39 protein-coding genes are annotated in these 26,053 nt (G+C 22.5%); 27 read left to right on the top strand and 12 right to left on the bottom strand.

The window, feature by feature from the left end:
* Nucleotides 1–110: 110 nt before the first annotated feature.
* Entirely contained in the window at nucleotides 111–935 is an 825-nt protein-coding gene (locus AAHM79_RS01415; RefSeq protein WP_342258231.1) for an IS30 family transposase, read from the bottom strand.
* Nucleotides 936–1,459: 524 nt separating this feature from the next.
* Here AAHM79_RS01415 and AAHM79_RS01410 point away from each other — a divergent pair.
* The 26 genes from AAHM79_RS01410 to AAHM79_RS01285 all read left to right on the top strand — a co-directional run bounded on the left by AAHM79_RS01410 (nucleotide 1,460) and on the right by AAHM79_RS01285 (nucleotide 15,216).
* Nucleotides 1,460–1,591, top strand: coding sequence for a hypothetical protein (locus tag AAHM79_RS01410; protein ID WP_338958910.1), 132 nt, complete (start codon nucleotides 1,460–1,462; stop codon nucleotides 1,589–1,591).
* A gap of 12 nt (nucleotides 1,592–1,603) precedes the next feature.
* Nucleotides 1,604–2,122 carry a hypothetical protein gene (locus AAHM79_RS01405; protein WP_342257226.1) on the top strand — a complete coding sequence of 173 codons (519 nt, stop codon included), beginning with the start codon at nucleotides 1,604–1,606 and terminating at the stop codon, nucleotides 2,120–2,122.
* 134 nt (nucleotides 2,123–2,256) lie between these two features.
* Complete coding sequence (locus tag AAHM79_RS01400) at nucleotides 2,257–2,421, top strand: hypothetical protein (RefSeq protein ID WP_338957566.1); 165 nt, start codon at nucleotides 2,257–2,259, stop codon at nucleotides 2,419–2,421.
* Nucleotides 2,422–2,423: 2 nt separating this feature from the next.
* Entirely contained in the window at nucleotides 2,424–2,861 is a 438-nt protein-coding gene (locus AAHM79_RS01395; RefSeq protein WP_338957565.1) for a hypothetical protein, read from the top strand.
* Nucleotides 2,851–3,171: a hypothetical protein gene (locus AAHM79_RS01390; protein ID WP_342257315.1), complete on the top strand. Its 321-nt coding sequence runs from the start codon at nucleotides 2,851–2,853 to the stop codon at nucleotides 3,169–3,171. Before AAHM79_RS01395 ends, AAHM79_RS01390 begins: the two co-directional genes overlap by 11 nt.
* Nucleotides 3,147–3,308 (top strand): hypothetical protein, encoded by a 162-nt coding sequence (locus AAHM79_RS01385; protein ID WP_338957563.1) that lies wholly within the window; start codon nucleotides 3,147–3,149, stop codon nucleotides 3,306–3,308. The genes AAHM79_RS01390 and AAHM79_RS01385 overlap by 25 nt, the downstream gene beginning before the upstream one ends.
* 17 nt (nucleotides 3,309–3,325) lie before the next feature.
* Entirely contained in the window at nucleotides 3,326–3,532 is a 207-nt protein-coding gene (locus AAHM79_RS01380; RefSeq protein WP_342257316.1) for a hypothetical protein, read from the top strand.
* Nucleotides 3,532–3,819, top strand: coding sequence for a hypothetical protein (locus AAHM79_RS01375; RefSeq protein WP_338957561.1), 288 nt, complete (start codon nucleotides 3,532–3,534; stop codon nucleotides 3,817–3,819). Before AAHM79_RS01380 ends, AAHM79_RS01375 begins: the two co-directional genes overlap by 1 nt.
* Nucleotides 3,758–4,252: a hypothetical protein gene (locus tag AAHM79_RS01370; RefSeq protein WP_342257318.1), complete on the top strand. Its 495-nt coding sequence runs from the start codon at nucleotides 3,758–3,760 to the stop codon at nucleotides 4,250–4,252. Before AAHM79_RS01375 ends, AAHM79_RS01370 begins: the two co-directional genes overlap by 62 nt.
* Nucleotides 4,253–4,322: 70 nt before the next feature.
* A complete protein-coding gene (locus AAHM79_RS01365; RefSeq protein WP_338957559.1) occupies nucleotides 4,323–4,466 on the top strand; it encodes a hypothetical protein in 144 nt (47 codons plus the stop codon).
* Nucleotides 4,459–4,734 carry a hypothetical protein gene (locus AAHM79_RS01360; protein ID WP_338957557.1) on the top strand — a complete coding sequence of 92 codons (276 nt, stop codon included), beginning with the start codon at nucleotides 4,459–4,461 and terminating at the stop codon, nucleotides 4,732–4,734. The genes AAHM79_RS01365 and AAHM79_RS01360 overlap by 8 nt, the downstream gene beginning before the upstream one ends.
* Nucleotides 4,703–4,975: a hypothetical protein gene (locus AAHM79_RS01355; RefSeq protein ID WP_342257221.1), complete on the top strand. Its 273-nt coding sequence runs from the start codon at nucleotides 4,703–4,705 to the stop codon at nucleotides 4,973–4,975. Before AAHM79_RS01360 ends, AAHM79_RS01355 begins: the two co-directional genes overlap by 32 nt.
* A 115-nt stretch (nucleotides 4,976–5,090) precedes the next feature.
* Nucleotides 5,091–5,474 carry a hypothetical protein gene (locus AAHM79_RS01350; protein ID WP_342257220.1) on the top strand — a complete coding sequence of 128 codons (384 nt, stop codon included), beginning with the start codon at nucleotides 5,091–5,093 and terminating at the stop codon, nucleotides 5,472–5,474.
* A 15-nt stretch (nucleotides 5,475–5,489) separates the two neighbouring features.
* Nucleotides 5,490–5,648 carry a hypothetical protein gene (locus AAHM79_RS01345; RefSeq protein WP_338957552.1) on the top strand — a complete coding sequence of 53 codons (159 nt, stop codon included), beginning with the start codon at nucleotides 5,490–5,492 and terminating at the stop codon, nucleotides 5,646–5,648.
* A 34-nt stretch (nucleotides 5,649–5,682) separates the two neighbouring features.
* Complete coding sequence (locus tag AAHM79_RS01340) at nucleotides 5,683–5,874, top strand: hypothetical protein (RefSeq protein ID WP_338957816.1); 192 nt, start codon at nucleotides 5,683–5,685, stop codon at nucleotides 5,872–5,874.
* Nucleotides 5,875–5,890: 16 nt separating this feature from the next.
* Nucleotides 5,891–6,268, top strand: coding sequence for a hypothetical protein (locus AAHM79_RS01335; RefSeq protein WP_342257219.1), 378 nt, complete (start codon nucleotides 5,891–5,893; stop codon nucleotides 6,266–6,268).
* An 18-nt stretch (nucleotides 6,269–6,286) separates the two neighbouring features.
* Nucleotides 6,287–7,492: a hypothetical protein gene (locus AAHM79_RS01330; protein ID WP_342257909.1), complete on the top strand. Its 1,206-nt coding sequence runs from the start codon at nucleotides 6,287–6,289 to the stop codon at nucleotides 7,490–7,492.
* An 11-nt stretch (nucleotides 7,493–7,503) separates the two neighbouring features.
* Nucleotides 7,504–9,201: a hypothetical protein gene (locus tag AAHM79_RS01325; protein ID WP_342257908.1), complete on the top strand. Its 1,698-nt coding sequence runs from the start codon at nucleotides 7,504–7,506 to the stop codon at nucleotides 9,199–9,201.
* A gap of 3 nt (nucleotides 9,202–9,204) precedes the next feature.
* Complete coding sequence (locus AAHM79_RS01320) at nucleotides 9,205–9,732, top strand: hypothetical protein (protein WP_342257907.1); 528 nt, start codon at nucleotides 9,205–9,207, stop codon at nucleotides 9,730–9,732.
* Nucleotides 9,733–9,867: 135 nt separating this feature from the next.
* Complete coding sequence (locus AAHM79_RS01315) at nucleotides 9,868–10,422, top strand: hypothetical protein (protein WP_342257906.1); 555 nt, start codon at nucleotides 9,868–9,870, stop codon at nucleotides 10,420–10,422.
* A gap of 222 nt (nucleotides 10,423–10,644) precedes the next feature.
* Nucleotides 10,645–11,097, top strand: coding sequence for a hypothetical protein (locus tag AAHM79_RS01310; protein WP_342257905.1), 453 nt, complete (start codon nucleotides 10,645–10,647; stop codon nucleotides 11,095–11,097).
* Nucleotides 11,098–11,101: 4 nt separating this feature from the next.
* Nucleotides 11,102–11,224 carry a hypothetical protein gene (locus tag AAHM79_RS01305; protein ID WP_342257904.1) on the top strand — a complete coding sequence of 41 codons (123 nt, stop codon included), beginning with the start codon at nucleotides 11,102–11,104 and terminating at the stop codon, nucleotides 11,222–11,224.
* Between the two features lie 13 nt (nucleotides 11,225–11,237).
* Nucleotides 11,238–12,476 carry a hypothetical protein gene (locus AAHM79_RS01300; protein WP_338958617.1) on the top strand — a complete coding sequence of 413 codons (1,239 nt, stop codon included), beginning with the start codon at nucleotides 11,238–11,240 and terminating at the stop codon, nucleotides 12,474–12,476.
* The gene (locus tag AAHM79_RS01295; RefSeq protein ID WP_342257903.1) at nucleotides 12,427–13,179 is read left to right on the top strand and encodes a hypothetical protein; all 753 of its coding nucleotides are present in this window, start codon (nucleotides 12,427–12,429) and stop codon (nucleotides 13,177–13,179) included. The genes AAHM79_RS01300 and AAHM79_RS01295 overlap by 50 nt, the downstream gene beginning before the upstream one ends.
* A gap of 17 nt (nucleotides 13,180–13,196) precedes the next feature.
* Complete coding sequence (locus AAHM79_RS01290; protein WP_342257902.1) at nucleotides 13,197–14,189, top strand: hypothetical protein; 993 nt, start codon at nucleotides 13,197–13,199, stop codon at nucleotides 14,187–14,189.
* Nucleotides 14,190–14,265: 76 nt separating this feature from the next.
* A complete protein-coding gene (locus AAHM79_RS01285; protein ID WP_342257901.1) occupies nucleotides 14,266–15,216 on the top strand; it encodes an IS30 family transposase in 951 nt (316 codons plus the stop codon).
* A gap of 316 nt (nucleotides 15,217–15,532) precedes the next feature.
* Here the strand turns inward: AAHM79_RS01285 and AAHM79_RS01280 are convergent, their stop codons facing one another.
* Entirely contained in the window at nucleotides 15,533–15,811 is a 279-nt protein-coding gene (locus AAHM79_RS01280) for a hypothetical protein (RefSeq protein WP_342257900.1), read from the bottom strand.
* 150 nt (nucleotides 15,812–15,961) lie between these two features.
* A complete protein-coding gene (locus tag AAHM79_RS01275) occupies nucleotides 15,962–17,668 on the bottom strand; it encodes a hypothetical protein (RefSeq protein WP_342257899.1) in 1,707 nt (568 codons plus the stop codon).
* A gap of 73 nt (nucleotides 17,669–17,741) precedes the next feature.
* Between AAHM79_RS01275 and AAHM79_RS01270 the strand changes: the two genes are divergently transcribed.
* Nucleotides 17,742–18,902, top strand: coding sequence for an Mbov_0401 family ICE element transposase-like protein (locus AAHM79_RS01270; protein ID WP_338957526.1), 1,161 nt, complete (start codon nucleotides 17,742–17,744; stop codon nucleotides 18,900–18,902).
* A gap of 1 nt (nucleotide 18,903) precedes the next feature.
* On the opposite strand, the gene AAHM79_RS01265 is transcribed toward AAHM79_RS01270, so the two are convergent.
* From AAHM79_RS01265 to AAHM79_RS01225, 9 genes are read right to left on the bottom strand one after another with little or no spacing between them, the layout of a single operon-like run.
* Entirely contained in the window at nucleotides 18,904–19,128 is a 225-nt protein-coding gene (locus AAHM79_RS01265) for a hypothetical protein (protein WP_342257898.1), read from the bottom strand.
* Complete coding sequence (locus AAHM79_RS01260) at nucleotides 19,079–20,317, bottom strand: hypothetical protein (RefSeq protein WP_342257897.1); 1,239 nt, start codon at nucleotides 20,315–20,317, stop codon at nucleotides 19,079–19,081. The genes AAHM79_RS01265 and AAHM79_RS01260 overlap by 50 nt, the downstream gene beginning before the upstream one ends.
* Before the next feature lie 13 nt (nucleotides 20,318–20,330).
* Complete coding sequence (locus tag AAHM79_RS01255) at nucleotides 20,331–20,453, bottom strand: hypothetical protein (RefSeq protein ID WP_338957828.1); 123 nt, start codon at nucleotides 20,451–20,453, stop codon at nucleotides 20,331–20,333.
* A gap of 4 nt (nucleotides 20,454–20,457) precedes the next feature.
* Entirely contained in the window at nucleotides 20,458–22,350 is a 1,893-nt protein-coding gene (locus AAHM79_RS01250; protein ID WP_342257209.1) for a hypothetical protein, read from the bottom strand.
* 3 nt (nucleotides 22,351–22,353) lie between these two features.
* The gene (locus AAHM79_RS01245; RefSeq protein WP_342257896.1) at nucleotides 22,354–24,051 is read right to left on the bottom strand and encodes a hypothetical protein; all 1,698 of its coding nucleotides are present in this window, start codon (nucleotides 24,049–24,051) and stop codon (nucleotides 22,354–22,356) included.
* Nucleotides 24,052–24,062: 11 nt separating this feature from the next.
* On the bottom strand, nucleotides 24,063–25,247 hold the full coding sequence (locus tag AAHM79_RS01240; protein ID WP_338958609.1) for a hypothetical protein: 1,185 nt from the start codon (nucleotides 25,245–25,247) through the stop codon (nucleotides 24,063–24,065).
* An 18-nt stretch (nucleotides 25,248–25,265) separates the two neighbouring features.
* The gene (locus tag AAHM79_RS01235) at nucleotides 25,266–25,643 is read right to left on the bottom strand and encodes a hypothetical protein (protein WP_342257219.1); all 378 of its coding nucleotides are present in this window, start codon (nucleotides 25,641–25,643) and stop codon (nucleotides 25,266–25,268) included.
* Nucleotides 25,644–25,659: 16 nt separating this feature from the next.
* Complete coding sequence (locus AAHM79_RS01230; RefSeq protein WP_338957816.1) at nucleotides 25,660–25,851, bottom strand: hypothetical protein; 192 nt, start codon at nucleotides 25,849–25,851, stop codon at nucleotides 25,660–25,662.
* Nucleotides 25,852–25,885: 34 nt separating this feature from the next.
* The gene (locus tag AAHM79_RS01225) at nucleotides 25,886–26,044 is read right to left on the bottom strand and encodes a hypothetical protein (RefSeq protein ID WP_338957552.1); all 159 of its coding nucleotides are present in this window, start codon (nucleotides 26,042–26,044) and stop codon (nucleotides 25,886–25,888) included.
* Nucleotides 26,045–26,053: the final 9 nt, after the last annotated feature.

Below are 26,053 nucleotides of genomic sequence, written 5' to 3'. Positions count from 1 at the left end.
ACTATATATAGTATATAATTAATTTTAATAGCATTATTGATAATTAATACTAAAGAATATCAATTATAATTAGTTTAAAATATTATGCTCAATTGTAAAGGTAAGTGCAACTAAATTATTTTTCTATCCAAATATTCGATTGGTGAAAGATAATTTAGTATTTTTCTCGCTCTTTGATTTAAAGACAATATAAATTTATGAACTTCATTTTTATTAGTTTTTGAAAAAATAAATTTTTTAGGAAATTTTTCTCTAATTAAACCATTAGTATTTTCATTAGTACCTCTTTGTCAAGGTGAATATGGATTGGCAAAATAAATTTTTACATCTAAATTTTTTTCAAGTTGTTGTCAATTTGAAAATTCTTTGCCACGATCAAAAGTAATAGTTTTAACAATGTTTTTAGGAAGAATTGATAAATAATAACTGACATTTTTATTAATAACTTTAGTAGTTCTGTTTTTAACTAATATTGCTAAAGTAAATCGTGATACTCTTTCAACTAAAGTTATTAAACATGATTTGCTTTTACCTCGTGATGATACTATAGTATCTCCTTCTCAATGACCAAGTGTTATACGATCATTAACATTTATATCTCGTTCTTTAATTGATTTACCATTAAACTTGCCACGATTTTCTTTAGATTTTCGTTTTTTACCTTTTCTTCTTAAATTTTTACTAGTAACTGTATCAAGCATTCCAAAATAAATTCAAGTATAAATTGTTTTAAAACTAATAACTCACTCTTTATGAAAATTTTTAATTCTGCCATAAATTTGTTCAGGTGATCAACCTAATAGTAATTTTTGTTGTACATATTTTACTAAATTCTTATTTTTAAACTTATGAAAACTAATATGTGATTGTTTTCGATTTTCAGCTTTATTTTGTGCAATTAATGAAAAATGGGAGCGTACCGAAGATGTCGATAAATAAAAATTTTTAAAAATAACTCCTTTCTTTTTTAAACTATTAAATTAAAAAATAAATGACAAAAGACGAGAATAAAATTCTTGTCTTTTTTTGTAATTGTAAAATTTTAAAATTTTTAATAACCGTCTTTAGCACTATTATCAACACGTGTTAGGGAAATAAAAAAGTGAACTACAACATAGTTGTTAAAAATAGTAGCTAGCATGTGGACTTGCATGGATAAATAAAAAGTGGAGTGATACCTAATAAAATATACTAACCAGAAATGGTAATTCTTGGGGTGGGAGCGAATTGGAAACTAGTATATATAGACCCGGAGTGGGGACCAACTATTATTCTTTATTTAACCAACACTTGCCACTACCAAGTGAGCAAGTGTTGGTTTTATTTTTTATTTTTTTTTGAAAAATTTTTGGGCGAGAAAATAAATTTCAAACTTGTAAAAAAAATTGAGCGGGACCGGTTCAATTAAAATATTAATTTGCTAAACGCAAATTAAATAAATATTGAATCGAATGCCTCAATGTTTTTTAAAATTTCACAATTTATTTTTGAGCCCAGAATTGCTGGAATGAATAAAACAAATAGTAGTATTATTAATAATCTAAGAATAAAAATATATGTTCTTTATGCTAGAAGCAACAGAACATATTAGGAAAGGATTATTATGCAAATAGAATTTAAAAAAGAACAAATTGTTAAAGATAAACCACAATCTATTCTTATTGATTATGTTGAATATAAATTATCTCTTCCAAAATGAATGATTAAAAATAATTCTTTTATTGTTGATAACAGTTGCACATATTGAGTTTTTAATTTAGAAAATATTAAAAAAGAATTAAGTGGTAATGAATTAATAAAGTTATTAGAACCATATATTAAAGACCAAAAAATAACTGTTAATAAACCAACTGCTCCAAAAGAATATTATCTTAATGATATAAAACTTGAACAATTAACATTTTATGAACAGCATAATAGTTGATTTATGGGTGAAATAACAGATAACAAAACTAAAATTACTAATCCTTGTTTTAAATATAACATTACGTGAGAAGAAAACAGAAAAGGTTTTAAAATAAATAATCCATATAAACATGATGATTTACCAATTAATTATATAGTTACTTCTTATAAGGAAATTTCAACTCATAATGAAAAAGTATTTTTGTTGAACATGTAAACAAAATAAATTAGATTATTTATTCTTTAATACTAATGATATAAAAACAAGAAAATATTTTTTAAGAGATAAAAATAGTAAAGCAATTTGTTATGACTGTATTTTAAATATTAGGTTAAGTAGGAGGTATAAATATGAATAAAGAAAAAATACTTGAATATCTTAAAGATGAATGAGAATGAAATAAAGAAATGAGAGACGATGAAAAAGTAACTAAACTTTGAAAAAGTTGTTTTAATGGAAGATTAAATCTTATATCTCAATTAAATCAAAAAATTAAAAATGGTGAATTTGATTAATAATGCAATATGACTTAATTATTGGGATTGACCCCGCTGGTATTGGTAATAATGGAATTGTTATATATTCAAATGAAACAAATAGGATTATTTATACAGAAACATTCAACACAACACATGTTTTTGAAAGTAAAAATCGTTATAAAAGAATATTATCAATAATCAAAGAACAATTTTTTGAAAACAAAATATTAGTTATTGTAGAAAATTTCTTTTTAAGTTCAAAACAATTATTAACTAATCCATTAGCAACTCCTAAAATTATTGGTTCATTAATGGTATTAGTACAAGATGTTTTCAACTGAGATTATCTAGAAAACCAACCAAAAAATAAAAATAAAATAACAAATTATAAAGGAAATATAAAATTAACAAAACATGAACAAGATGCATATAAACACATTCAATACTATTTAAGGAATTATAAAAATGAAAGATAAAGCCAATTATGTCAAATTAACAGTAAAACTAAGTAACACTATTGAAGCAAAATATTACGAAAAAGGTAATAAAGAATTATATTATAGTGTTCGTGGTCAATGAAATGGTTTAAACTATGTTACTTTAATTTTTAATAATCCAAAATTTTATAACCGATGTATTTTATTAAACAAAAACGATGAAATTATTGTCACTGGTCAAATTTTTAATACTTTAAACATTCCTAAAATCGTGTATTTTGTTCAATTAATGTTAAATGATTTAAAAAATGAAAAGAGTAAAAAATGATATGATGAGAAATTTTATTAATAGCACCAATATTAATAACAAGTATAACACTAATAATATTTTTAATATTTATTATTAAAGAATTAAAAAATGAATATAAAGTATTAAAAATATTAAGTGAAATTGCTAATCAAATTGAAAATAAGGAGAATAAATAATGAAATGTTTTCTTTGCATGCATGGAGAAATATATTCTCCAAAAACCTTGTATAAAATAAAAAAATTGAAAAAAATAATTTACCAAGATAGAGATATTGATAGTGAAGATTTTAAGAAAAGATATGAATATCTTTTAAAAAAATTAGGTGATGGTGATAATCAAATTATTTGAATAAATTTCTTAATAAAGCAAGAAAGAAATAATAGAAAGGAGAATAAATAATGAATAAAGAAGTATGTTGTGAAGATTGTTGTGTATGTGATAAAAAACATGATTTATTTACTTGCGAAAAAAACTGCTGAGAAAATGTATGTGAACATTGTTATCAAGGTGATAAAGAACATAGAAATAAAGTTGATGAAATTAATAAATCAAGACATAAAAATTGTATTAATAAAGAAAGATTTATGCAATATCTTAAAAACACATATCGCTTAAACGGATATTATGAAGAAGTTTATAAACCAATTAAAACCAGAATTAAAGACCGGTGATTTGATAATGACTAATTATTTACTTTCAATTGACCCAAGTATTAAAAATACTGGATTTACTTTATGAAAAAAAGTTTATTTACATGATAAATATGATTTTTGAAATTGAAAACCAATATTTGTTAAAAGTTATAATTTAAAAGAATATGATGGACAAAGAAAATTTTATTGAGATATAAAAGTTAATGATAATGAATTGGATTTAATTATTGAACGTGGTACTTTTAATTCAAAAAATGGTATTGGTTATGAAACTCAAGAACATTTACGTGGTTTTATTGCAGGACAATTTAATAAATTATTAACAAAAGATATGTTAATAAGTCCAAGTGAATGAAAGAAATGATATGAACGTTATGACCCACCTATTTTTTGATTAAGACCTTGAGATAAAGAACTAAGTATATATGTTGCTGAAGAAATTATTAAAGAAATAATTGAAATATAAAAATATCAAATCATGATGAAGCAGATAGTTTATTAATTGGTTGATATTATTTAAATAAGGAGAATAAATAATGAATAAAGAAAAATTACTTAAATATATGAAAGATATAATTAAATGAACTAAAAAAATTAATTATACAAACTCTGATTTGGACAAAAATATTTTAAATTTATTAATTGAAAAAATAGAAAAAGGTGAATTTGATAATGACTAAATTAACAGATTTATTTGGTCAAGATAAAATAGAAATATTTTCACCAAATCCCAAAGATTTAACAGATAGTAATGATATAAAAGCAATTATTTTATGAAAATATCCTAATGTTATTGCTGAATATTTAGTTGTTTCTCAACCACATGCAAATACTGCTATTTTAGTTGGTGATAACGTTCACTATACAGGTTGAGTTGAAGTGTTTATTAAACCAAAAAATGAAGGAGTAAATGAAAATGCCAAATGACACGAATGTACAATCAAATAACTATACTTTATTAAAAATAATAAGAATTGGAATAAGTCCATTATCAGCAATGATTGGTACAAGTGCTTATTATGGTCAAATTATTGGTAATCCAGTATTAGGAAGTATTAATGCTTTATTATTTAGTAAAAAGTTAGGAATTGATATATGAAACTTAAATCAAATGCCAAGTACTAAAAAGAAAATATTAAATTCAAGTAAAAAAAATATTATTAGGTTTAGGAACTATTGGTTTAATTAATTATGCAAAATTTACAAAAATCAATCCTAATCCTGAACCACCACCTTGATTAACAACTACTACCACAGAAACACCACCATGACCATTATTATTAACTAATGATAATAAACAACAAATGGATTGAGATACATATATTAGTTTAAGTACTTATGGTATATCAAATCTAATTGGTGGGTTAAGTGAACTAATACCTAATAGATTTGAAGTAATAAGAAAAATATGTAATATGGCAACTAGTGGATGTCTAATTTCAAGTGGTGTAGCTATGGGTATAAATAATGATTTTAATAATGCTTATGCAGTACCAACAATAGTTGCTGGTGCAAGTGAAATTATACATAATTTATTACCTATGGAAACTACAAATTATAATCAAGAAATGCAAGAAACATCATTTACAAATGAAACAAGAAGATTAATTAATAGTGATGCTATTAGTAATAATAGTGGAAGTAGTGATGTTTTATATGAAAGACCAACTACATATGATAGTTTATAAAGGAGATGATAACTAATGAATAAAGAAAAATTGATTGAATATTATAACAATGAAATTCAGACATATAAAGAAAGAATGGAACAATTAAATAAAGAAATATCTTTATTGGTAACTATTATAAGTAATTCAAAATCAATGATTGAAAGAATTAATAATGGTCAATTTGACGAATAATTAAAAATAAATAATTGAAAGGAAATAATTGAAAATGAAAGAATTTTTACATGAATTAATTATTATTGGAACAAGTGTAGGAACATTAATTTGTAGAGAATTAATTGTTTGATTTAAAAGATTTATTACAACTCCAAAACATATTAGAAGAAATAATAAAGTGATGAAACATCAAAAAAAATTAGCAAAACTTAATGAAAAAATTAATGGAAAAGAAAATAAATAATAAAGGTGTGATTTAAATGTTAGAAAATGAAACTAATGTTGAACAAAATACTGAACCTTTAATTGAAAATAATAATTTACAACAAGAGCAAGAAATTAAGATTGTTGAATTAGAAAATAAGTTAAATAAACTTAATCAAGAAATTAAAGAAAAAGAAATAATTAATATATTTAAAAAATATCAAGTTAAAAAAGAATTTTATGAATTTTTAAAATTTAAAACAAGTAATATAGAAAATTCAAAAATTGAAGAAACTATTAAAAAAATGATTAAAGAACAACCACTATTTAAAGAACCAATTAATACAGGTGGTAAACAAGAAACAATATTAACAAATCAAGAAACTTCAATAAAAAGTAGTTTATTAGATTATAAAAAGAAAAATAATTTATAAAAGAAAGGAAAATTTAAAATGCCAAATCCAGTGCCATTTAAACAAAATTTAGATAATACTACAAAATTAGTAGAAACACCTGAATTTATAGAATTTTATAAACAATCAAATAGTCCATGAGCAAGTTTTTTTCCAATTGAAATGGTTAATTCTACAAAAATTGAATTTATAGTTAAAAAACCAAAAGACCCAACATTCAAAATACTTCATTGAAATGATAAAAGTAAAGGATTAGAAGTTGGTTATGTTGATACTGATAAAATTATTAAAGAAATTACAAAAGAAGCTAGTACAGGAGAAATGATTGGTGAAGTTGATTTATTTGCAGATAATGGGCAAAATTTACTAGAAAGTATGCAATATGAAGTTGCTAATGATTTAGCAGATTATTTAGCAAATAATGATACAAATACAATTGCTAAATCTGCCAAAAAAGTAATCATTACTGATACAACACCAGTAGGATATTTAAAATCAATGTTATCAGCATGAAATACTTTATTTCAATTAAGAAATAGTAATAATTGTAAATTTTTTATAACAAATAGTCTTTATGATACTTTAGTTTATTTAGCAGATAATAAAGGTTTAATTACTGATAATCAACTAGCACAACAATTAAGATTAAATGGAACAAATTTATATATTAAAGGTGTATTATGTCAAATTGTTATGGATGATTATATGACATTTAAAAATACTGAAAATAAAAATCAAATTATGAATTTTGTTTTAGCAACACCAAAAGCAATGAAAAGATATATGTTACAACAAACTAGTATATATGTTGAAGATATTAAAGATGGTAAAGTTCCAAAAAGATATTTAGTTGGTGGACAAGTAACAGGAGAATCTATTCCTTATATGTCAAACTCAGAAACAGAATCAAGATGAATGTTATGTGGTATTGTTAATAAAAAATATTTAAGTGAAGAAATTACAACTTTAAGTGAAGAAATTACAACATTAACAACTAATATTACTGCTGATACTACTAAAAAGAATAAATTATTAGATACAACAATTAAAAATACAACTGAACTAAATAATTTAAATCCAAATTTAACAACTCCAATTATTAATTATTTTAGTGATGCCCAAGGTCAAGTGGATGTAAGTAATCAAAACCAAAAAGCAGGAGATTTATATGTAGTAATCACTACTAATGACACTGATAAAAATTATCAAGGTTCAACAAATCCTATAAAAATAACTCTTAAATAAGGATAATTATTATGCCAATTGGTACAACTAGTACAGCAATACTTTTAAACATAAATAAACCAAAACATACTAGAACAAGTCAACAACAAGAACATAAAAGTTGATGATGAGAAATTTTAGAAATGATTGGTGTACAAGTAATAGCAGTAGCACTTGCTCCTTTTACTGGTGGATTAAGTGAAAGTTTAGCACTTGGTTTAGGTGCAAGTGATTTACTTGCTAGTATTAGTGCTGTTGGTGTAGAGTGTTTAACTGATTTTACTATTAATCAAGTTTATGATTATTTAAAAGGAAATGTTACACCATTAAATACTTTTTTTAATATATTACCTGCATTTGCTGGACTTAATAGAATTAGTCGTGGTTATCGTACAACTAAATTTATTAGTTTAGCAGAAAAAACTAAAACATTAGAACAAATTGGCATTAAAAAAGCAAAAAATTTACAAGAAATCATTAGTCAAGTAAGTGGAAAAGAAATTTTAACAGATAAAATTATTGGAAATAAACGTTATTTATTTAATTATAACCATGCTCCAAATCGCGAAACAATAATACAAAATTTAGGTTTTGTTGCTGAAAGACAATATAAAAATAATTTTGCAAAATTAGAAGTACAAGAATTAAAAAATTATTTATTATTACAAAATGAATTAATAAAGTTAAGTCCACAGTTAACTCCTAAATTTAAAATTAAAGATATTGATAAAGCAAACAATTTTTTACAAAAATATAATACTGATTTAAAAGAAGTATTAAAAATGAACCAACATGACTGATTAAATTTAGTTCATACAATACATGCAGAAAATAGATATGGAAAATCTTTAATTTTAGATTTACAAAAAATTCGTGCTAATGCAATTAAATTTAATTTTAAAAATAGTTCAATTCATAAATTAGTATTAAAAGCAAATCAAACTTTTAAATATTTTGATATTAAATTTTATTTTAAAAAAGGTTTAAATAAATTTTGAAAAGATACTTCATATTTTGAAAAAATAAGAATAAATATTTATAAATTACAAGAGAAATTCGAAAAATTAGAAAAACAAGCATTTGAAAAAATTAATAAATTAAAAGAAAAAACAATTGATGTATTTACAAGTGCTGAAAAGAAAGCAATTAAACATGCACAATTAATTCCATTAAATTCACCAGTATTTATGGCTTGTAAAATTCAACCTTTATCATTAGATAAATGTGGAATTACTATTTATCATCGTAATCCTAAATATAAACCAATTGTAGTTATTGATAGTATTATCAAAGCAGAAACTTTTGTTATTCAAATACATCCATTTCATTGATATAGATGATATAGCGGTTGATATATTGGATATGGAGTTAGTCAAAATAAATGATTAAAAAGTATTGCTTTTGCTCTACCAGTTGTACAACAAATGATTAAAGATAGTTTTAAAATTTATAGGCAAATATTAAGGACAATTAGAACTTATCATAAAGTAGTTAATGTTATTAATAATCCTATTGATAATGTCAATAAATCATTTAAAAGGGTGGGTTTAAAATTATCAGTTAATACTGTATTTGGTACTGGATTGTTAAGACATTTAGAAAAATTTGCATATAATCAAGTTGTAAAAAAAGGAAAGAAAAAATTACAAAAAGAAATTATACATATATCACATAGAAAAACTAAATCAAAAACCAAACGTTATAAAAAAGCATTTTTTAAGGAATGATAAAATATGATTAATAAACTTTGAACTGGTGTCAGTTTAGAAAATTATAATAACTGATATCCATTAACTGGAACAATTACAGAAACACCACGACAATATATAAATACATGACCAAATGTTGATGATTGATTTAAAACATTTGCTATTCGTGCTCAAAATGATATTAATGCTTATCTTGATTTTATTTTATCTAAATTTCCTTTTGATAGTTTTAAAGATGAATTAATTAAAGAAACTTTAAGAGATATGGTTTATGTTATGGTTGAACATTGAGTATTTAATCGTACACCAATTGAATTTAATGTTGATGCTACTATTCAATTTAATAATGGTAATCAATTTATTGCAAGTAGTACTCCTACGATTAATATTTGAGATTTAGCACCTAGTAGAATGAAAATATGAGCAAGATTAACAGAATTAAAACAAATATTTTCAAATTATAATAATGATGAAATAGATGTTGAAAAAATTGACTTAAAAGCATTTTATACTAGAAACCAAGTTAATGAATTAATTCAAGAACAAAAATAATTTACATTATCAAAGCAAATAAAATTATGTGATGATACCATTAATGGTAATAAAAATGAAACATATAGGGGACCAGTTACAAATTTAATAAATAAAGGTTATGTTGCAACAGAATATGACTCAAAAACTGAAACTATGATTTTAGATTGACCTAATGAAATTGGAACATTACCACCTGATGTTTTACAAAACAATCCACAAATTGGTGATTATACACATGCACCAACTTGTGATTTTTCTGCTAAACAACAAAAACGAATTACTACAAATGAAAATGAAATTACCAAATTAAATAGTGAATTAATTAAAACAAACGAAAATATTAATGATGTTAAAAATAATTGATTTAATATTGAAACTAGTCCCTTATGAAAAAAAGTTGAAAATAATAATATAGAAATATTTAAATGATATTTTATTAAAATCAGTTATCAATATTCAACAGAAAATAACTTTATGAAATTTTATAAAGTAATTAAAATTTATTTAAATAATGTTTTTAACGAATTTGAATTGTTAAATGTTGATTCCATGACTTATGGAGAACAAATACAAAATAAAAATATTTTAAATATTGGAACTATTTACTATAACAATAAAAAGAAACAATTTAGTGGTGGTGGTAATTCTTATCCTGAACTTGGAAAAATTAATTTAATTGGTGATATAGAAGAAATATATCAATATTAAGGAATAGATACACCAACTGAATTTATAGCAGAAGAAAATACTGAACATGATTATTATACAAAACTAGAAACAAATCAATTATTAGATAAAAAACAAGATAAGTTAATTGCTGGTGAAAATATTAAAATTGATGAAAATAATAAAATTAGTGCTACTTGCGGGAAAACTGATTTAACTGATTATTATAAAAAAGAAGAAGTAGATAAAAAATTAGACAATAAAATGGATAAAGACCAATTCAAATATGCTTTTTCTATAAATACTATTGGTACTGAAATTCCTAATTTAGAAACTACTGATAAAACTGTTGCTGGTGCTATTAATGAAATTATCAAAAAACAACCACAACCAATTCCAATTCCTCCAAGTAGTTCAATTTGAAAAGAAGTAGGAATAAGAGAAAAAAATAAATGAGATAATTGACAAATTACTTATGATTTTATAGTTAATAAAAGATATAAAGTTTATTATTCTTGAAATATATATAATAATGTTTTTGCAATTAAAGAATTTATTATAACTAATACAAAAATAGCAGGTGTACCAATAGAAGTTTTTAACAATAATACTAATGTCTTAGTTTTATCAGTACAACACTCAAAATTTATTACTATTTATTCTTTAAAAGGTAGCGATAAAGGTAATACATGAAAAGTAGAAGAATTACAGGAATAAAATTATGATTTGAAAAATTATAAAAATTATTTTAAGTTTAATTTGAGTTTTATTATCTTCTGCTGTTGCTGGTTTAATTATATTTATTATAGTAAAAATTGTCTTAAAAATTAATCAAATATTTTAGAAAGGAGAAAAAAATGAAACCTTTTTGACCAAGAAAAGATAAAACAAATATTAATAATAATGAAGAAAAATCTAAATTAATTTTTTTAGAAAATAAAAGTACACACACTTCTATTTTAAGTTATTTTGGTTTTAATGATTTTAATCATGAGACTTATTTTACTGATTTTGTTGCTGAAAATAATGCTAATTTATATAATGCTCCATTGGATATTAATAATGAAACTATTAAACAATATTTAATTAAACAAGAATTTTATAGAAAGAATTGAAATTCTATTTTTAAATTAAGCAAATTAGGAATTAGTGGTTATTTAATTTATATTGCTAATGATGATTTATATTTTCAAGTAGTAGATATACAGCAAAGAATTTATGATATTACTGGTAAATTAATTCAATGTACTATTTTTTATGATAGTTATCAACAAAATGCACAAACAGTAAGATTATTTGAAGTTTATAAATTAAATAATGAACAAGTAACTATTAATCGTGCAATTTATAGTATTAGTGATAATAAAAAACAATTTCCTTTACCTTTTAAAGAATATAGTAATAATCCTAATTTAGAACAAGAACAAACATTAAATATTAATTATATTCCAATAGCAATTATGAGAAATAAAGCAAATGAGTTAGCAGATTGTAATAAAGTAATGGATAAAATTAAAGCATTAGATGTTATTTATGAACAAATTGTTTTAGATACTATTTTAAATTCACCAAAGTTTATTTTTGACCAAACTTATGGTAATGCTAAATCTACAATGGATGAAGCCGTAAGAACATTAGTTACTAACAACTATATTTGAAAAACTACTGGTGATAATAATGAAAAAAGTGAAAATATTAATATGACAAGTAGTAATTTTAAAGGTAAAAATTTAACTGATATATATGATTGAAATATTAATGAAATATTTAAACGTTGTGGTATTCATATACCAAGTCAAAAGAAATCAGCACAACAATCGGTTCCCGAAAGTACAGCGGTAAATATTTCAACTATTAATTATATTGAACAAAAATTATGACAATTTAATATTGATATTCTTAAATTTATTCAAATATTAGTACGTTTAGATAAAGATTTATTAAATAGTAAAACATTTAATATTAATGATGAACAAGAAATTAATAACTTAACAGTTAAATTAAAATTATTTAATCCAGAAAATAACCAATTAATAGGAGAAAACAATGGAAAACAACAACAAACCACAAACGAAGTTTCCACAGAAACAAACTAAACTTAATCAAGCAGAAATAGAAAATGATTATTTAATTGATAATATTCCTTATGATTTTACTAATATGATGAGTGCTACTAGTGACCCTGATATTAATAGAGCATACGATGAATTTAAAAAAAGAAAAATTTATATTTATGAAATTGAACGTTTATTTAAAAATAATGAAAATAATAGTTTAAGATTTTCAGCAAATACTATTAAAATAGGTTTTATTGATATTGATAAAGTATTAAAAACTACTGCTGTTGAAACATCTGATTTTACTATGCAATTAAATCAAAGAGCAAGTACTAATATTAATGACAATACAATTGAATATAGTATGACTGATATTAAAAATTTAATATTTCAAGAAATAAATTTATTAAATCAATTTAAGTTATATGCAGTTAGTATAAATGAACCATTAACTGAAAATAATATTGATAATTTATATATTATTAATAATTATTCAGAACCTTATCAAAATCCAAAAACTAGAAGTACTAAAAGTATTACTATTATTAAAATTAAAGACTTTAAAACAAGAGATGGTTATCCAATTATTATTAAATTACAAAAACCACTAGATAAAGACACCAAAGTTATTGGTTTAAAAATTAAAGCACCTAGAAGCATGATTTTTGGCAATATAAAGGTACTTGGTGAAGTCGACAATATGGAGAGGTATACCCAAAGTTATTTGTCAAAGATAAGATAGCATTTCCGCTATTATCAATGCCTATTGAAACTCAACCAAAAGTTAGAATATTACAACAATGATTTAGTGAACAAATATTACCTTGAAATTTAGCAAAACAATTTATAGGACAAGAAAAATCAGTTTTAGATTTAATTGCTATTGGTGGTGGTAGAGAAACAAGAAAAGAAATTATTAATAATGCAAGAGTAACTAATGATAAAATTGGTTATGATGTTTCTAAAAATTCAAAAGTATGACCATTATCTGATGAACTAGAATTAAAAGATAAAAAATTAGAGTCATGATTTTTAGTAAGTGACTATAATTTATTTATTTCTACAACAAATAAATTTCATGATGTTGAACTAGAAATAAAAGATAGACCACCAATTGATAGTTTACAAAAAGTATTATTAGATATGTTAACTTATACATATACTTATAATAGAAACTTTGATGGTGCATCATTAAGTAATGTTTTAAAAGAAATGAATGATTTAGATAAAATTCGTGCTAAGTTTGAAGGACAAAAACCAAATGAAGTTATTACTAATTTATTTAAACAATGAGAATTAGATTATCCTAACTATACAAATTTACCAAAAGTTAAAATATTAAAACAAATAGTTATAATGCTATCAAAAAATATTTATTCAACCATGTCTATTAATAACGGTTTAAATGATGAATATAAATTATTATTACCTTATTATTTTGAATTAAAATCAAATCCTATACATTCTACACCTGATAAGATTTGAGAATTTAAAGATATAAAAGTAGTATTAAAATCTGCATATTTTGATTTTACAGATATCAATAACATTAAACTAAAAAACAATGACATTAGTCAAAATGAATTATTGAAATTAGATGATAATCAATTTAACTGACTATCCATAACTAATGAATTAGAAAGCAATAATATACCATCATTAATTCCTGCAGATTGAACATTAGGTAATGGTGAATATGGAAAATATTTTACAAGATTAATTATGCTGAATTATACTTGTAAGTGCAAGTAAATAAAATTGCAAAAAATTCTCATATAAAAATTTCATAATGCTAAATTTAGTTTAGAAAAAAGTAAGGAGTTTTTATATGAGTTATAAACATCTTGGCATAGATGAAAGGATTTATATTGAGAATCAATTGAAATTTAAATTTAAAATTAGTGAAATAGCTAAAAATCTTAATCGAAGTATTAGTACTATTATTCGAGAAATTAATAGAAATAAAGATAATAATCATTATTTTTCATTAATTGCACAAAATAAAGCTGAAAATCGAAAACAATCACATATTAGTTTTCATAAGTTTAAAAATAAGAATTTAGTAAAATATGTACAACAAAAATTACTATTAGGTTGATCACCTGAACAAATTTATGGCAGAATTAAAAATTTTCATAAAGAGTGAGTTATTAGTTTTAAAACAATTTATACTTGAATTTATTTTGGAATGCTTGATAAAGTTACTAGTAAAAATTTAAGAAGAAAAGGTAAAAAACGAAAATCTAAAGAAAATCGTGGCAAGTTTAATGGTAAATCAATTAAAGAACGAGATATAAATGTTAATGATCGTATAACACTTGGTCATTGAGAAGGAGATACTATAGTATCATCACGAGGTAAAAGCAAATCATGTTTAATAACTTTAGTTGAAAGAGTATCACGATTTTCTTTAGCAATATTAGTTAAAAACAGAACTACTAAAGTTATTAATAAAAATGTCAGTTATTATTTATCAATTCTTCCTAAAAACATTGTTAAAACTATTACTTTTGATCGTGGCAAAGAATTTTCAAATTGACAACAACTTGAAAAAAATTTAGATGTAAAAATTTATTTTGCCAATCCATATTCACCTTGACAAAGAGGTACTAATGAAAATACTAATGGTTTAATTAGAGAAAAATTTCCTAAAAAATTTATTTTTTCAAAAACTAATAAAAATGAAGTTCATAAATTTATATTGTCTTTAAATCAAAGACCGAGAAAAATACTAAATTATCTTTCACCAATCGAATATTTGGATAGAAAAATAATTTAGTTGCACTTACCTTTACAATTTAGCTTATTAATAAAAATAAAACCGAAAATGCTTTAAATTTATATGGTTCAAATAAATCACAATTATTTTCTAAATTAGAATTTTATAAAGAAGTTTTACAAATTGACAATAATAGTGAATTTGAATTACAAATTGAAAATCCAATTAATAACTTAAATCGAATTGAAGTTAGCGGACTATTTGGTGCTGGTAATTATGATTTAATTTTAGTAACAAATAAACAAGAAATAAATTTAAATAATATTAATTTATTTGATAAATATAATGAAAATATTTCTTATATAAATTTAGAAATTTAATTATCAAAATATCAATCTGGATAAATACCATCTCATTTTACTGCATCATCAGTTAATTTATTTGATGCTCAGTAAAGAGTAATTTTATGTTTATTACTTACTGGTCTTGCTCAAATAGTTGCCCCCCAGTGTGCTTCATGGTCGTAATCATAAAAATATGTTAATTGATTATTTTTATTATATGAAACTATTCCTAAGATTAAACCGGTAACACCAGTTATTACAGCAAATGATAATGATATTTTTTGAAAATTTGTTTTTATTCATGTTTTCATAATAAATATCTCCTTTTTTCCTTGATTTTACTTTTAAATTGTACTATTTTTGATTATTTTTACAAGTATGCTTTTAAAAGCAAAATAACGCCTAAATTAAAGGTGTTTATTTTTTGATACCTATAATATTAATTGTATTGCGCTTATTTATTATATTGCAAATGTGAAGATACTTTTTTTTACAGTAGCATTATTTTTACCCCTAATTACATTTTTATATGGATATAATGCATAAAATAATGCATCATAAGGGTCTTGATACATATTTTTGTCAGGAATGTTAGTTTTGGTTTGGTCATAACGTAATTCTTCTAAACATTGAGTTGTTTTTGGTAAATCATCTTTATTTGCATAAAAGTTTCCATAACTCATAATATTTCTCATTCAAACTACTCTATTAGTTAATCCGGCTTCTTGATTTAAATTTGAAGCATGTTTAATAGCGGTTTGTGTTATTAAAATAGTATTGTGTTCATCAATTAATTTTTGATTTAATCAATCCATTGCTGTTCTTGCTTTATCATCATAAAAATAAATTGCTTGTTCAAAATTTTCAAAATTATCCATTAATCCTAAAATTTCATTAACATAAGCATTAATTTTTTCATTTTCATTTATAAAATCATTTGGAGTAACTACTAATTCACAAATAATATAAGCATCATAATAACCAGTATTATTATATTCTTTAAAACCAACTACCATAAATACAGTATGGTCTTTTGGTCCCGTAGCTCAATCAATACCAACACTATAAAAATCAAATTTATACATTTCTTTTTCTTGATTATAAAATTGTTTTAAATCATATGATTGTCAATATTTTACTGTTTTTTGAAATGGGAAAATTGTTGCATCGCTATCTAAAAATTCAAAACCATAATAAACAGTATTATATTCATCTGGATTACTTTTTTCCATTTCTAATAATGTTCTTTGTTGAATGTCAGGTAATTTATTTCAAAATGGTTGAATAGTAAATCTTAAAACAAATAAACCTAAACCACTAAACATATCTTTATTTTCATAATAAACTTTACCAACTTTTTTAAGATTTTTCATGACTTCATCATTTAATGGTAAAAATGGTGTACAGTATTTTAAATAAAATGGATGATATTTATCATAAGGATTACATGTAAAAGTAATGAAAAAACTTTTATAAAAATAACGAGTAATCTTTTGTCCAAAGGTAGAACTATATATATTTTTATCAATAAATGTTCAACTTCACTCTTTAATAGGTTTATTTGATACTTTAATACGATTACTTCTAAACATAGAGTTTTGTAAACGTTCATATCGATATGTTAATTGTTTTTCAGTTAATGTTTCTTTTTCTTCTGCCATAATAATTTCATCTGTTCTTGAACCTAAAAAACTTGACCCACCTGCTTCTTTTCCAAAAATCTTATTACCATTAGCATAACCAATAAAGTCAATTTGTTGATTACTTGGAAAGATAATACATCCCCCATCCTTAGTAATTTTTCATTTAATGCCATGTGGATTATTAGGTAATAAATTAATATTATATGTATCTAATAAAACTTGACAAACATTCATTAAAGCACCAATTGTAGTTTCACTATGAGTATTTTCATATCTTCTTACTTCTTGAACACTACTATTTCTAAAATTACAACATATAAATAAATCAAATGCTAAACAGTTTCAAGTTTTTCTTGTTCCACGTGCTGTTGGAACAAAACGATAAAAACAATTAGTAGTAAAATATTCTGCTCATTCATCACCAACAAATTCTTTAAAAATATCTCAACTAAAACCATAATTATTATCACTAAAATTAAGATTATATTTTTTATTTAATTGTCCATAACTACTAATAAAAGCCATATTTACTCCTTATTTTTTAAAAAAAATTAAACTTAAATTATTAACAAACAAAAATTAGAAAGGAACATTAAAAATGTTTATATTACCATTCGCAAATCATTTTGATTGAGACAAACATGATTTTAATCAAGATGAATTAAGTTTAAAACAAACAGAAGAATTATTTGCAAAAATAGATGATTATTTATGAAGTATATGTGATAAATCTGAATATAAATCATATAGATTTAGACAACGAAAATTAAAAGCAAAAAAAGGTTTATTAACTTATAAGCGACGTATTTGTACACATTATAACACAAAAACACAAAAAATGGAGTACGTATCATTATTAGATAATTATCTTGGTGTTAAAAAATATAGTAAACTTGCACCTAACGTTATTAAACAAATTTTAAAATATTTTGCTGATGGTAAAAAGTATCGTGATGTTTGTGATACTTTTATTGAAGATTTAATAAGTAATAGTACAGTTTGTAGAACATATCAAAAATTTGAATTACCAAAAGCAAATATTCCCAAAATACCATTACAACCAAATCAAAATTTATATGTAAATATTGATGATGGTCATCGAAAATTTAAGTTTAATGAAAAACACAATACTAAAAATTGTAAAAAATGTTCGATGAGATTAATAGTAATGTGTACTGGTAAAAAGAAAAATGGAAAATTAATTAATAAAAGAGCTGTATGTAAAATAAGAGTTTCAAAAACAGAAATTGGTGCTGAAAAAACCGCAAAATTAATAGAAAAATATGGTAATTTATTTTTTGAAAACTTTGACCAAGCAAATTTAATAGTTTGTGGAGATAGTGCAAAATGAATTAGAAAAACTGCTACAATTTTAAATGCTAAATTTATTTTAGATAAATTTCATGCTTTTCATGTTTTATTTCTTGGTATAATGGCAGGAAGAAGAAAAAATCAAATTGCTAAATTACACTATCAAAATGCAATAAATTTATTTGCCAAAGGTCAATATTATGAATTAATTGATTTTTTACAATCATTAACTTTACAATATAAAAAATTAAAAGTTGGTTATTTTATTAATGCAAAAGATGGTGTATTAAACCAAGCATTAGTTGAAAATATTGGTTGCTTTACTGAAACTAATATTAAACAAATTTTAAAGCATATGATTGGTGATAGAACTTATAACATTGATATGTATACAAAAATGGTTAATTTTAAATGTTATCAAATAAATACAATTATCCAGTTATTATAAATTAAAACTTAAATTTGCTAAATAAACGTTCAATTTCATAAATATAAATTTTTCTTTTTTTAAATTCATCGTATGCTCTATTAATATCAGGGTCACTAGTAGCACTCATCATATTAGTAAAATCATAAGGAATATTATCAATTAAATAATCATTTTCTATTTCTGCTTGATTAAGTTTAGTTTGTTTCTGTGGAAACTTCGTTTGTGGTTTGTTGTTGTTTTCCATTGTTTTCTCCTATTAATTGGTTATTTTCTGGATTAAATAATTTTAATTTAACTGTTAAGTTATTAATTTCTTGTTCATCATTAATATTAAATGTTTTACTATTTAATAAATCTTTATCTAAACGTACTAATATTTGAATAAATTTAAGAATATCAATATTAAATTGTCATAATTTTTGTTCAATATAATTAATAGTTGAAATATTTACCGCTGTACTTTCGGGAACCGATTGTTGTGCTGATTTCTTTTGACTTGGTATATGAATACCACAACGTTTAAATATTTCATTAATATTTCAATCATATATATCAGTTAAATTTTTACCTTTAAAATTACTACTTGTCATATTAATATTTTCACTTTTTTCATTATTATCACCAGTAGTTTTTCAAATATAGTTGTTAGTAACTAATGTTCTTACGGCTTCATCCATTGTAGATTTAGCATTACCATAAGTTTGGTCAAAAATAAACTTTGGTGAATTTAAAATAGTATCTAAAACAATTTGTTCATAAATAACATCTAATGCTTTAATTTTATCCATTACTTTATTACAATCTGCTAACTCATTTGCTTTATTTCTCATAATTGCTATTGGAATATAATTAATATTTAATGTTTGTTCTTGTTCTAAATTAGGATTATTACTATATTCTTTAAAAGGTAAAGGAAATTGTTTTTTATTATCACTAATACTATAAATTGCACGATTAATAGTTACTTGTTCATTATTTAATTTATACACTTCAAATAATCTTAATGTTTGTGCATTTTGTTGATAACTATCATAAAAAATAGTACATTGAATTAATTTACCAGTAATATCATAAATTCTTTGCTGTATATCTACTACTTGAAAATATAAATCATCATTAGCAATATAAATTAAATAACCACTAATTCCTAATTTGCTTAATTTAAAAATAGAATTTCAATTCTTTCTATAAAATTCTTGTTTAATTAAATATTGTTTAATAGTTTCATTATTAATATCCAATGGAGCATTATATAAATTAGCATTATTTTCAGCAACAAAATCAGTAAAATAAGTCTCATGATTAAAATCATTAAAACCAAAATAACTTAAAATAGAAGTGTGTGTACTTTTATTTTCTAAAAAAATTAATTTAGATTTTTCTTCATTATTATTAATATTTGTTTTATCTTTTCTTGGTCAAAAAGGTTTCATTTTTTTCTCCTTTCTAAAATATTTGATTAATTTTTAAGACAATTTTTACTATAATAAATATAATTAAACCAGCAACAGCAGAAGATAATAAAACTCCAATTAAACTTAAAATAATTTTTATAATTTTTCAAATCATAATTTTATTCCTGTAATTCTTCTACTTTTCATGTATTACCTTTATCGCTACCTTTTAAAGAATAAATAGTAATAAATTTTGAGTGTTGTACTGATAAAACTAAGACATTAGTATTATTGTTAAAAACTTCTATTGGTACACCTGCTATTTTTGTATTAGTTATAATAAATTCTTTAATTGCAAAAACATTATTATATATATTTCAAGAATAATAAACTTTATATCTTTTATTAACTATAAAATCATAAGTAATTTGTCAATTATCTCATTTATTTTTTTCTCTTATTCCTACTTCTTTTCAAATTGAACTACTTGGAGGAATTGGAATTGGTTGTGGTTGTTTTTTGATAATTTCATTAATAGCACCAGCAACAGTTTTATCAGTAGTTTCTAAATTAGGAATTTCAGTACCAATAGTATTTATAGAAAAAGCATATTTGAATTGGTCTTTATCCATTTTATTGTCTAATTTTTTATCTACTTCTTCTTTTTTATAATAATCAGTTAAATCAGTTTTCCCGCAAGTAGCACTAATTTTATTATTTTCATCAATTTTAATATTTTCACCAGCAATTAACTTATCTTGTTTTTTATCTAATAATTGATTTGTTTCTAGTTTTGTATAATAATCATGTTCAGTATTTTCTTCTGCTATAAATTCAGTTGGTGTATCTATTCCTTGATATTGATATATTTCTTCTATATCACCAATTAAATTAATTTTTCCAAGTTCAGGATAAGAATTACCACCACCACTAAATTGTTTCTTTTTATTGTTATAGTAAATAGTTCCAATATTTAAAATATTTTTATTTTGTATTTGTTCTCCATAAGTCATGGAATCAACATTTAACAATTCAAATTCGTTAAAAACATTATTTAAATAAATTTTAATTACTTTATAAAATTTCATAAAGTTATTTTCTGTTGAATATTGATAACTGATTTTAATAAAATATCATTTAAATATTTCTATATTATTATTTTCAACTTTTTTTCATAAGGGACTAGTTTCAATATTAAATCAATTATTTTTAACATCATTAATATTTTCGTTTGTTTTAATTAATTCACTATTTAATTTGGTAATTTCATTTTCATTTGTAGTAATTCGTTTTTGTTGTTTAGCAGAAAAATCACAAGTTGGTGCATGTGTATAATCACCAATTTGTGGATTGTTTTGTAAAACATCAGGTGGTAATGTTCCAATTTCATTAGGTCAATCTAAAATCATAGTTTCAGTTTTTGAGTCATATTCTGTTGCAACATAACCTTTATTTATTAAATTTGTAACTGGTCCCCTATATGTTTCATTTTTATTACCATTAATGGTATCATCATATAATTTTATTTGCTTTGATAATGTAAATTCTTTTTGTTCTTGAATTAATTCATTAACTTGGTTTCTAGTATAAAATGCTTTTAAGTCAATTTTTTCAACATCTATTTCATCATTATTATAATTTGAAAATATTTGTTTTAATTCTGTTAATCTTGCTCATATTTTCATTCTACTAGGTGCTAAATCTCAAATATTAATCGTAGGAGTACTACTTGCACTAAATTGATTACCATTATTAAATTGAATAGTAGCATCAACATTAAATTCAATTGGTGTACGATTAAATACTCAATGTTCAACCATAACATAAACCATATCTCTTAAAGTTTCTTTAATTAATTCATCTTTAAAACTATCAAAAGGAAATTTAGATAAAATAAAATCAAGATAAGCATTAATATCATTTTGAGCACGAATAGCAAATGTTTTAAATCAATCATCAACATTTGGTCATGTATTTATATATTGTCGTGGTGTTTCTGTAATTGTTCCAGTTAATGGATATCAGTTATTATAATTTTCTAAACTGACACCAGTTCAAAGTTTATTAATCATATTTTATCATTCCTTAAAAAATGCTTTTTTATAACGTTTGGTTTTTGATTTAGTTTTTCTATGTGATATATGTATAATTTCTTTTTGTAATTTTTTATTTCCTTTTTTTACAACTTGATTATATGCAAATTTTTCTAAATGTCTTAACAATCCAGTACCAAATACAGTATTAACTGATAATTTTAAACCCACCCTTTTAAATGATTTATTGAAATTATCAATAGGATTATTAATAACATTAACTACTTTATGATAAGTTCTAATTGTCCTTAATATTTGCCTATAAATTTTAAAACTATCTTTAATCATTTGTTGTACAACTGGTAGAGCAAAAGCAATACTTTTTAATCATTTATTTTGACTAACTCCATATCCAATATATCAACCGCTATATCATCTATATCAATGAAATGGATGTATTTGAATAACAAAAGTTTCTGCTTTGATAATACTATCAATAACTACAATTGGTTTATATTTAGGATTACGATGATAAATAGTAATTCCACATTTATCTAATGATAAAGGTTGAATTTTACAAGCCATAAATACTGGTGAATTTAATGGAATTAATTGTGCATGTTTAATTGCTTTCTTTTCAGCACTTGTAAATACATCAATTGTTTTTTCTTTTAATTTATTAATTTTTTCAAATGCTTGTTTTTCTAATTTTTCGAATTTCTCTTGTAATTTATAAATATTTATTCTTATTTTTTCAAAATATGAAGTATCTTTTCAAAATTTATTTAAACCTTTTTTAAAATAAAATTTAATATCAAAATATTTAAAAGTTTGATTTGCTTTTAATACTAATTTATGAATTGAACTATTTTTAAAATTAAATTTAATTGCATTAGCACGAATTTTTTGTAAATCTAAAATTAAAGATTTTCCATATCTATTTTCTGCATGTATTGTATGAACTAAATTTAATCAGTCATGTTGGTTCATTTTTAATACTTCTTTTAAATCAGTATTATATTTTTGTAAAAAATTGTTTGCTTTATCAATATCTTTAATTTTAAATTTAGGAGTTAACTGTGGACTTAACTTTATTAATTCATTTTGTAATAATAAATAATTTTTTAATTCTTGTACTTCTAATTTTGCAAAATTATTTTTATATTGTCTTTCAGCAACAAAACCTAAATTTTGTATTATTGTTTCGCGATTTGGAGCATGGTTATAATTAAATAAATAACGTTTATTTCCAATAATTTTATCTGTTAAAATTTCTTTTCCACTTACTTGACTAATGATTTCTTGTAAATTTTTTGCTTTTTTAATGCCAATTTGTTCTAATGTTTTAGTTTTTTCTGCTAAACTAATAAATTTAGTTGTACGATAACCACGACTAATTCTATTAAGTCCAGCAAATGCAGGTAATATATTAAAAAAAGTATTTAATGGTGTAACATTTCCTTTTAAATAATCATAAACTTGATTAATAGTAAAATCAGTTAAAAACTCTACACCAACAGCACTAATACTAGCAAGTAAATCACTTGCACCTAAACCAAGTGCTAAACTTTCACTTAATCCACCAGTAAAAGGAGCAAGTGCTACTGCTATTACTTGTACACCAATCATTTCTAAAATTTCTCATCATCAACTTTTATGTTCTTGTTGTTGACTTGTTCTAGTATGTTTTGGTTTATTTATGTTTAAAAGTATTGCTGTACTAGTTGTACCAATTGGCATAATAATTATCCTTATTTAAGAGTTATTTTTATAGGATTTGTTGAACCTTGATAATTTTTATCAGTGTCATTAGTAGTGATTACTACATATAAATCTCCTGCTTTTTGGTTTTGATTACTTACATCCACTTGACCTTGGGCATCACTAAAATAATTAATAATTGGAGTTGTTAAATTTGGATTTAAATTATTTAGTTCAGTTGTATTTTTAATTGTTGTATCTAATAATTTATTCTTTTTAGTAGTATCAGCAGTAATATTAGTTGTTAATGTTGTAATTTCTTCACTTAAATATTTTTTATTAACAATACCACATAACATTCATCTTGATTCTGTTTCTGAGTTTGACATATAAGGAATAGATTCTCCTGTTACTTGTCCACCAACTAAATATCTTTTTGGAACTTTACCATCTTTAATATCTTCAACATATATACTAGTTTGTTGTAACATATATCTTTTCATTGCTTTTGGTGTTGCTAAAACAAAATTCATAATTTGATTTTTATTTTCAGTATTTTTAAATGTCATATAATCATCCATAACAATTTGACATAATACACCTTTAATATATAAATTTGTTCCATTTAATCTTAATTGTTGTGCTAGTTGATTATCAGTAATTAAACCTTTATTATCTGCTAAATAAACTAAAGTATCATAAAGACTATTTGTTATAAAAAATTTACAATTATTACTATTTCTTAATTGAAATAAAGTATTTCATGCTGATAACATTGATTTTAAATATCCTACTGGTGTTGTATCAGTAATGATTACTTTTTTGGCAGATTTAGCAATTGTATTTGTATCATTATTTGCTAAATAATCTGCTAAATCATTAGCAACTTCATATTGCATACTTTCTAGTAAATTTTGCCCATTATCTGCAAATAAATCAACTTCACCAATCATTTCTCCTGTACTAGCTTCTTTTGTAATTTCTTTAATAATTTTATCAGTATCAACATAACCAACTTCTAATCCTTTACTTTTATCATTTCAATGAAGTATTTTGAATGTTGGGTCTTTTGGTTTTTTAACTATAAATTCAATTTTTGTAGAATTAACCATTTCAATTGGAAAAAAACTTGCTCATGGACTATTTGATTGTTTATAAAATTCTATAAATTCAGGTGTTTCTACTAATTTTGTAGTATTATCTAAATTTTGTTTAAATGGCACTGGATTTGGCATTTTAAATTTTCCTTTCTTTTATAAATTATTTTTCTTTTTATAATCTAATAAACTACTTTTTATTGAAGTTTCTTGATTTGTTAATATTGTTTCTTGTTTACCACCTGTATTAATTGGTTCTTTAAATAGTGGTTGTTCTTTAATCATTTTTTTAATAGTTTCTTCAATTTTTGAATTTTCTATATTACTTGTTTTAAATTTTAAAAATTCATAAAATTCTTTTTTAACTTGATATTTTTTAAATATATTAATTATTTCTTTTTCTTTAATTTCTTGATTAAGTTTATTTAACTTATTTTCTAATTCAACAATCTTAATTTCTTGCTCTTGTTGTAAATTATTATTTTCAATTAAAGGTTCAGTATTTTGTTCAACATTAGTTTCATTTTCTAACATTTAAATCACACCTTTATTATTTATTTTCTTTTCCATTAATTTTTTCATTAAGTTTTGCTAATTTTTTTTGATGTTTCATCACTTTATTATTTCTTCTAATATGTTTTGGAGTTGTAATAAATCTTTTAAATCAAACAATTAATTCTCTACAAATTAATGTTCCTACACTTGTTCCAATAATAATTAATTCATGTAAAAATTCTTTCATTTTCAATTATTTCCTTTCAATTATTTATTTTTAATTATTCGTCAAATTGACCATTATTAATTCTTTCAATCATTGATTTTGAATTACTTATAATAGTTACCAATAAAGATATTTCTTTATTTAATTGTTCCATTCTTTCTTTATATGTCTGAATTTCATTGTTATAATATTCAATCAATTTTTCTTTATTCATTAGTTATCA

The organism is Spiroplasma endosymbiont of Nomada ruficornis (genome assembly GCF_964030795.1).
GTDB classification, from domain to species: Bacteria; Bacillota_I; Bacilli_A; order Mycoplasmatales; family VBWQ01; genus Spiroplasma_E; species Spiroplasma_E ixodetis_A.
The sequence above is the reverse complement of the archived record's forward strand: the minus strand, read 5'-3'. Positions and strand labels throughout refer to the sequence as shown.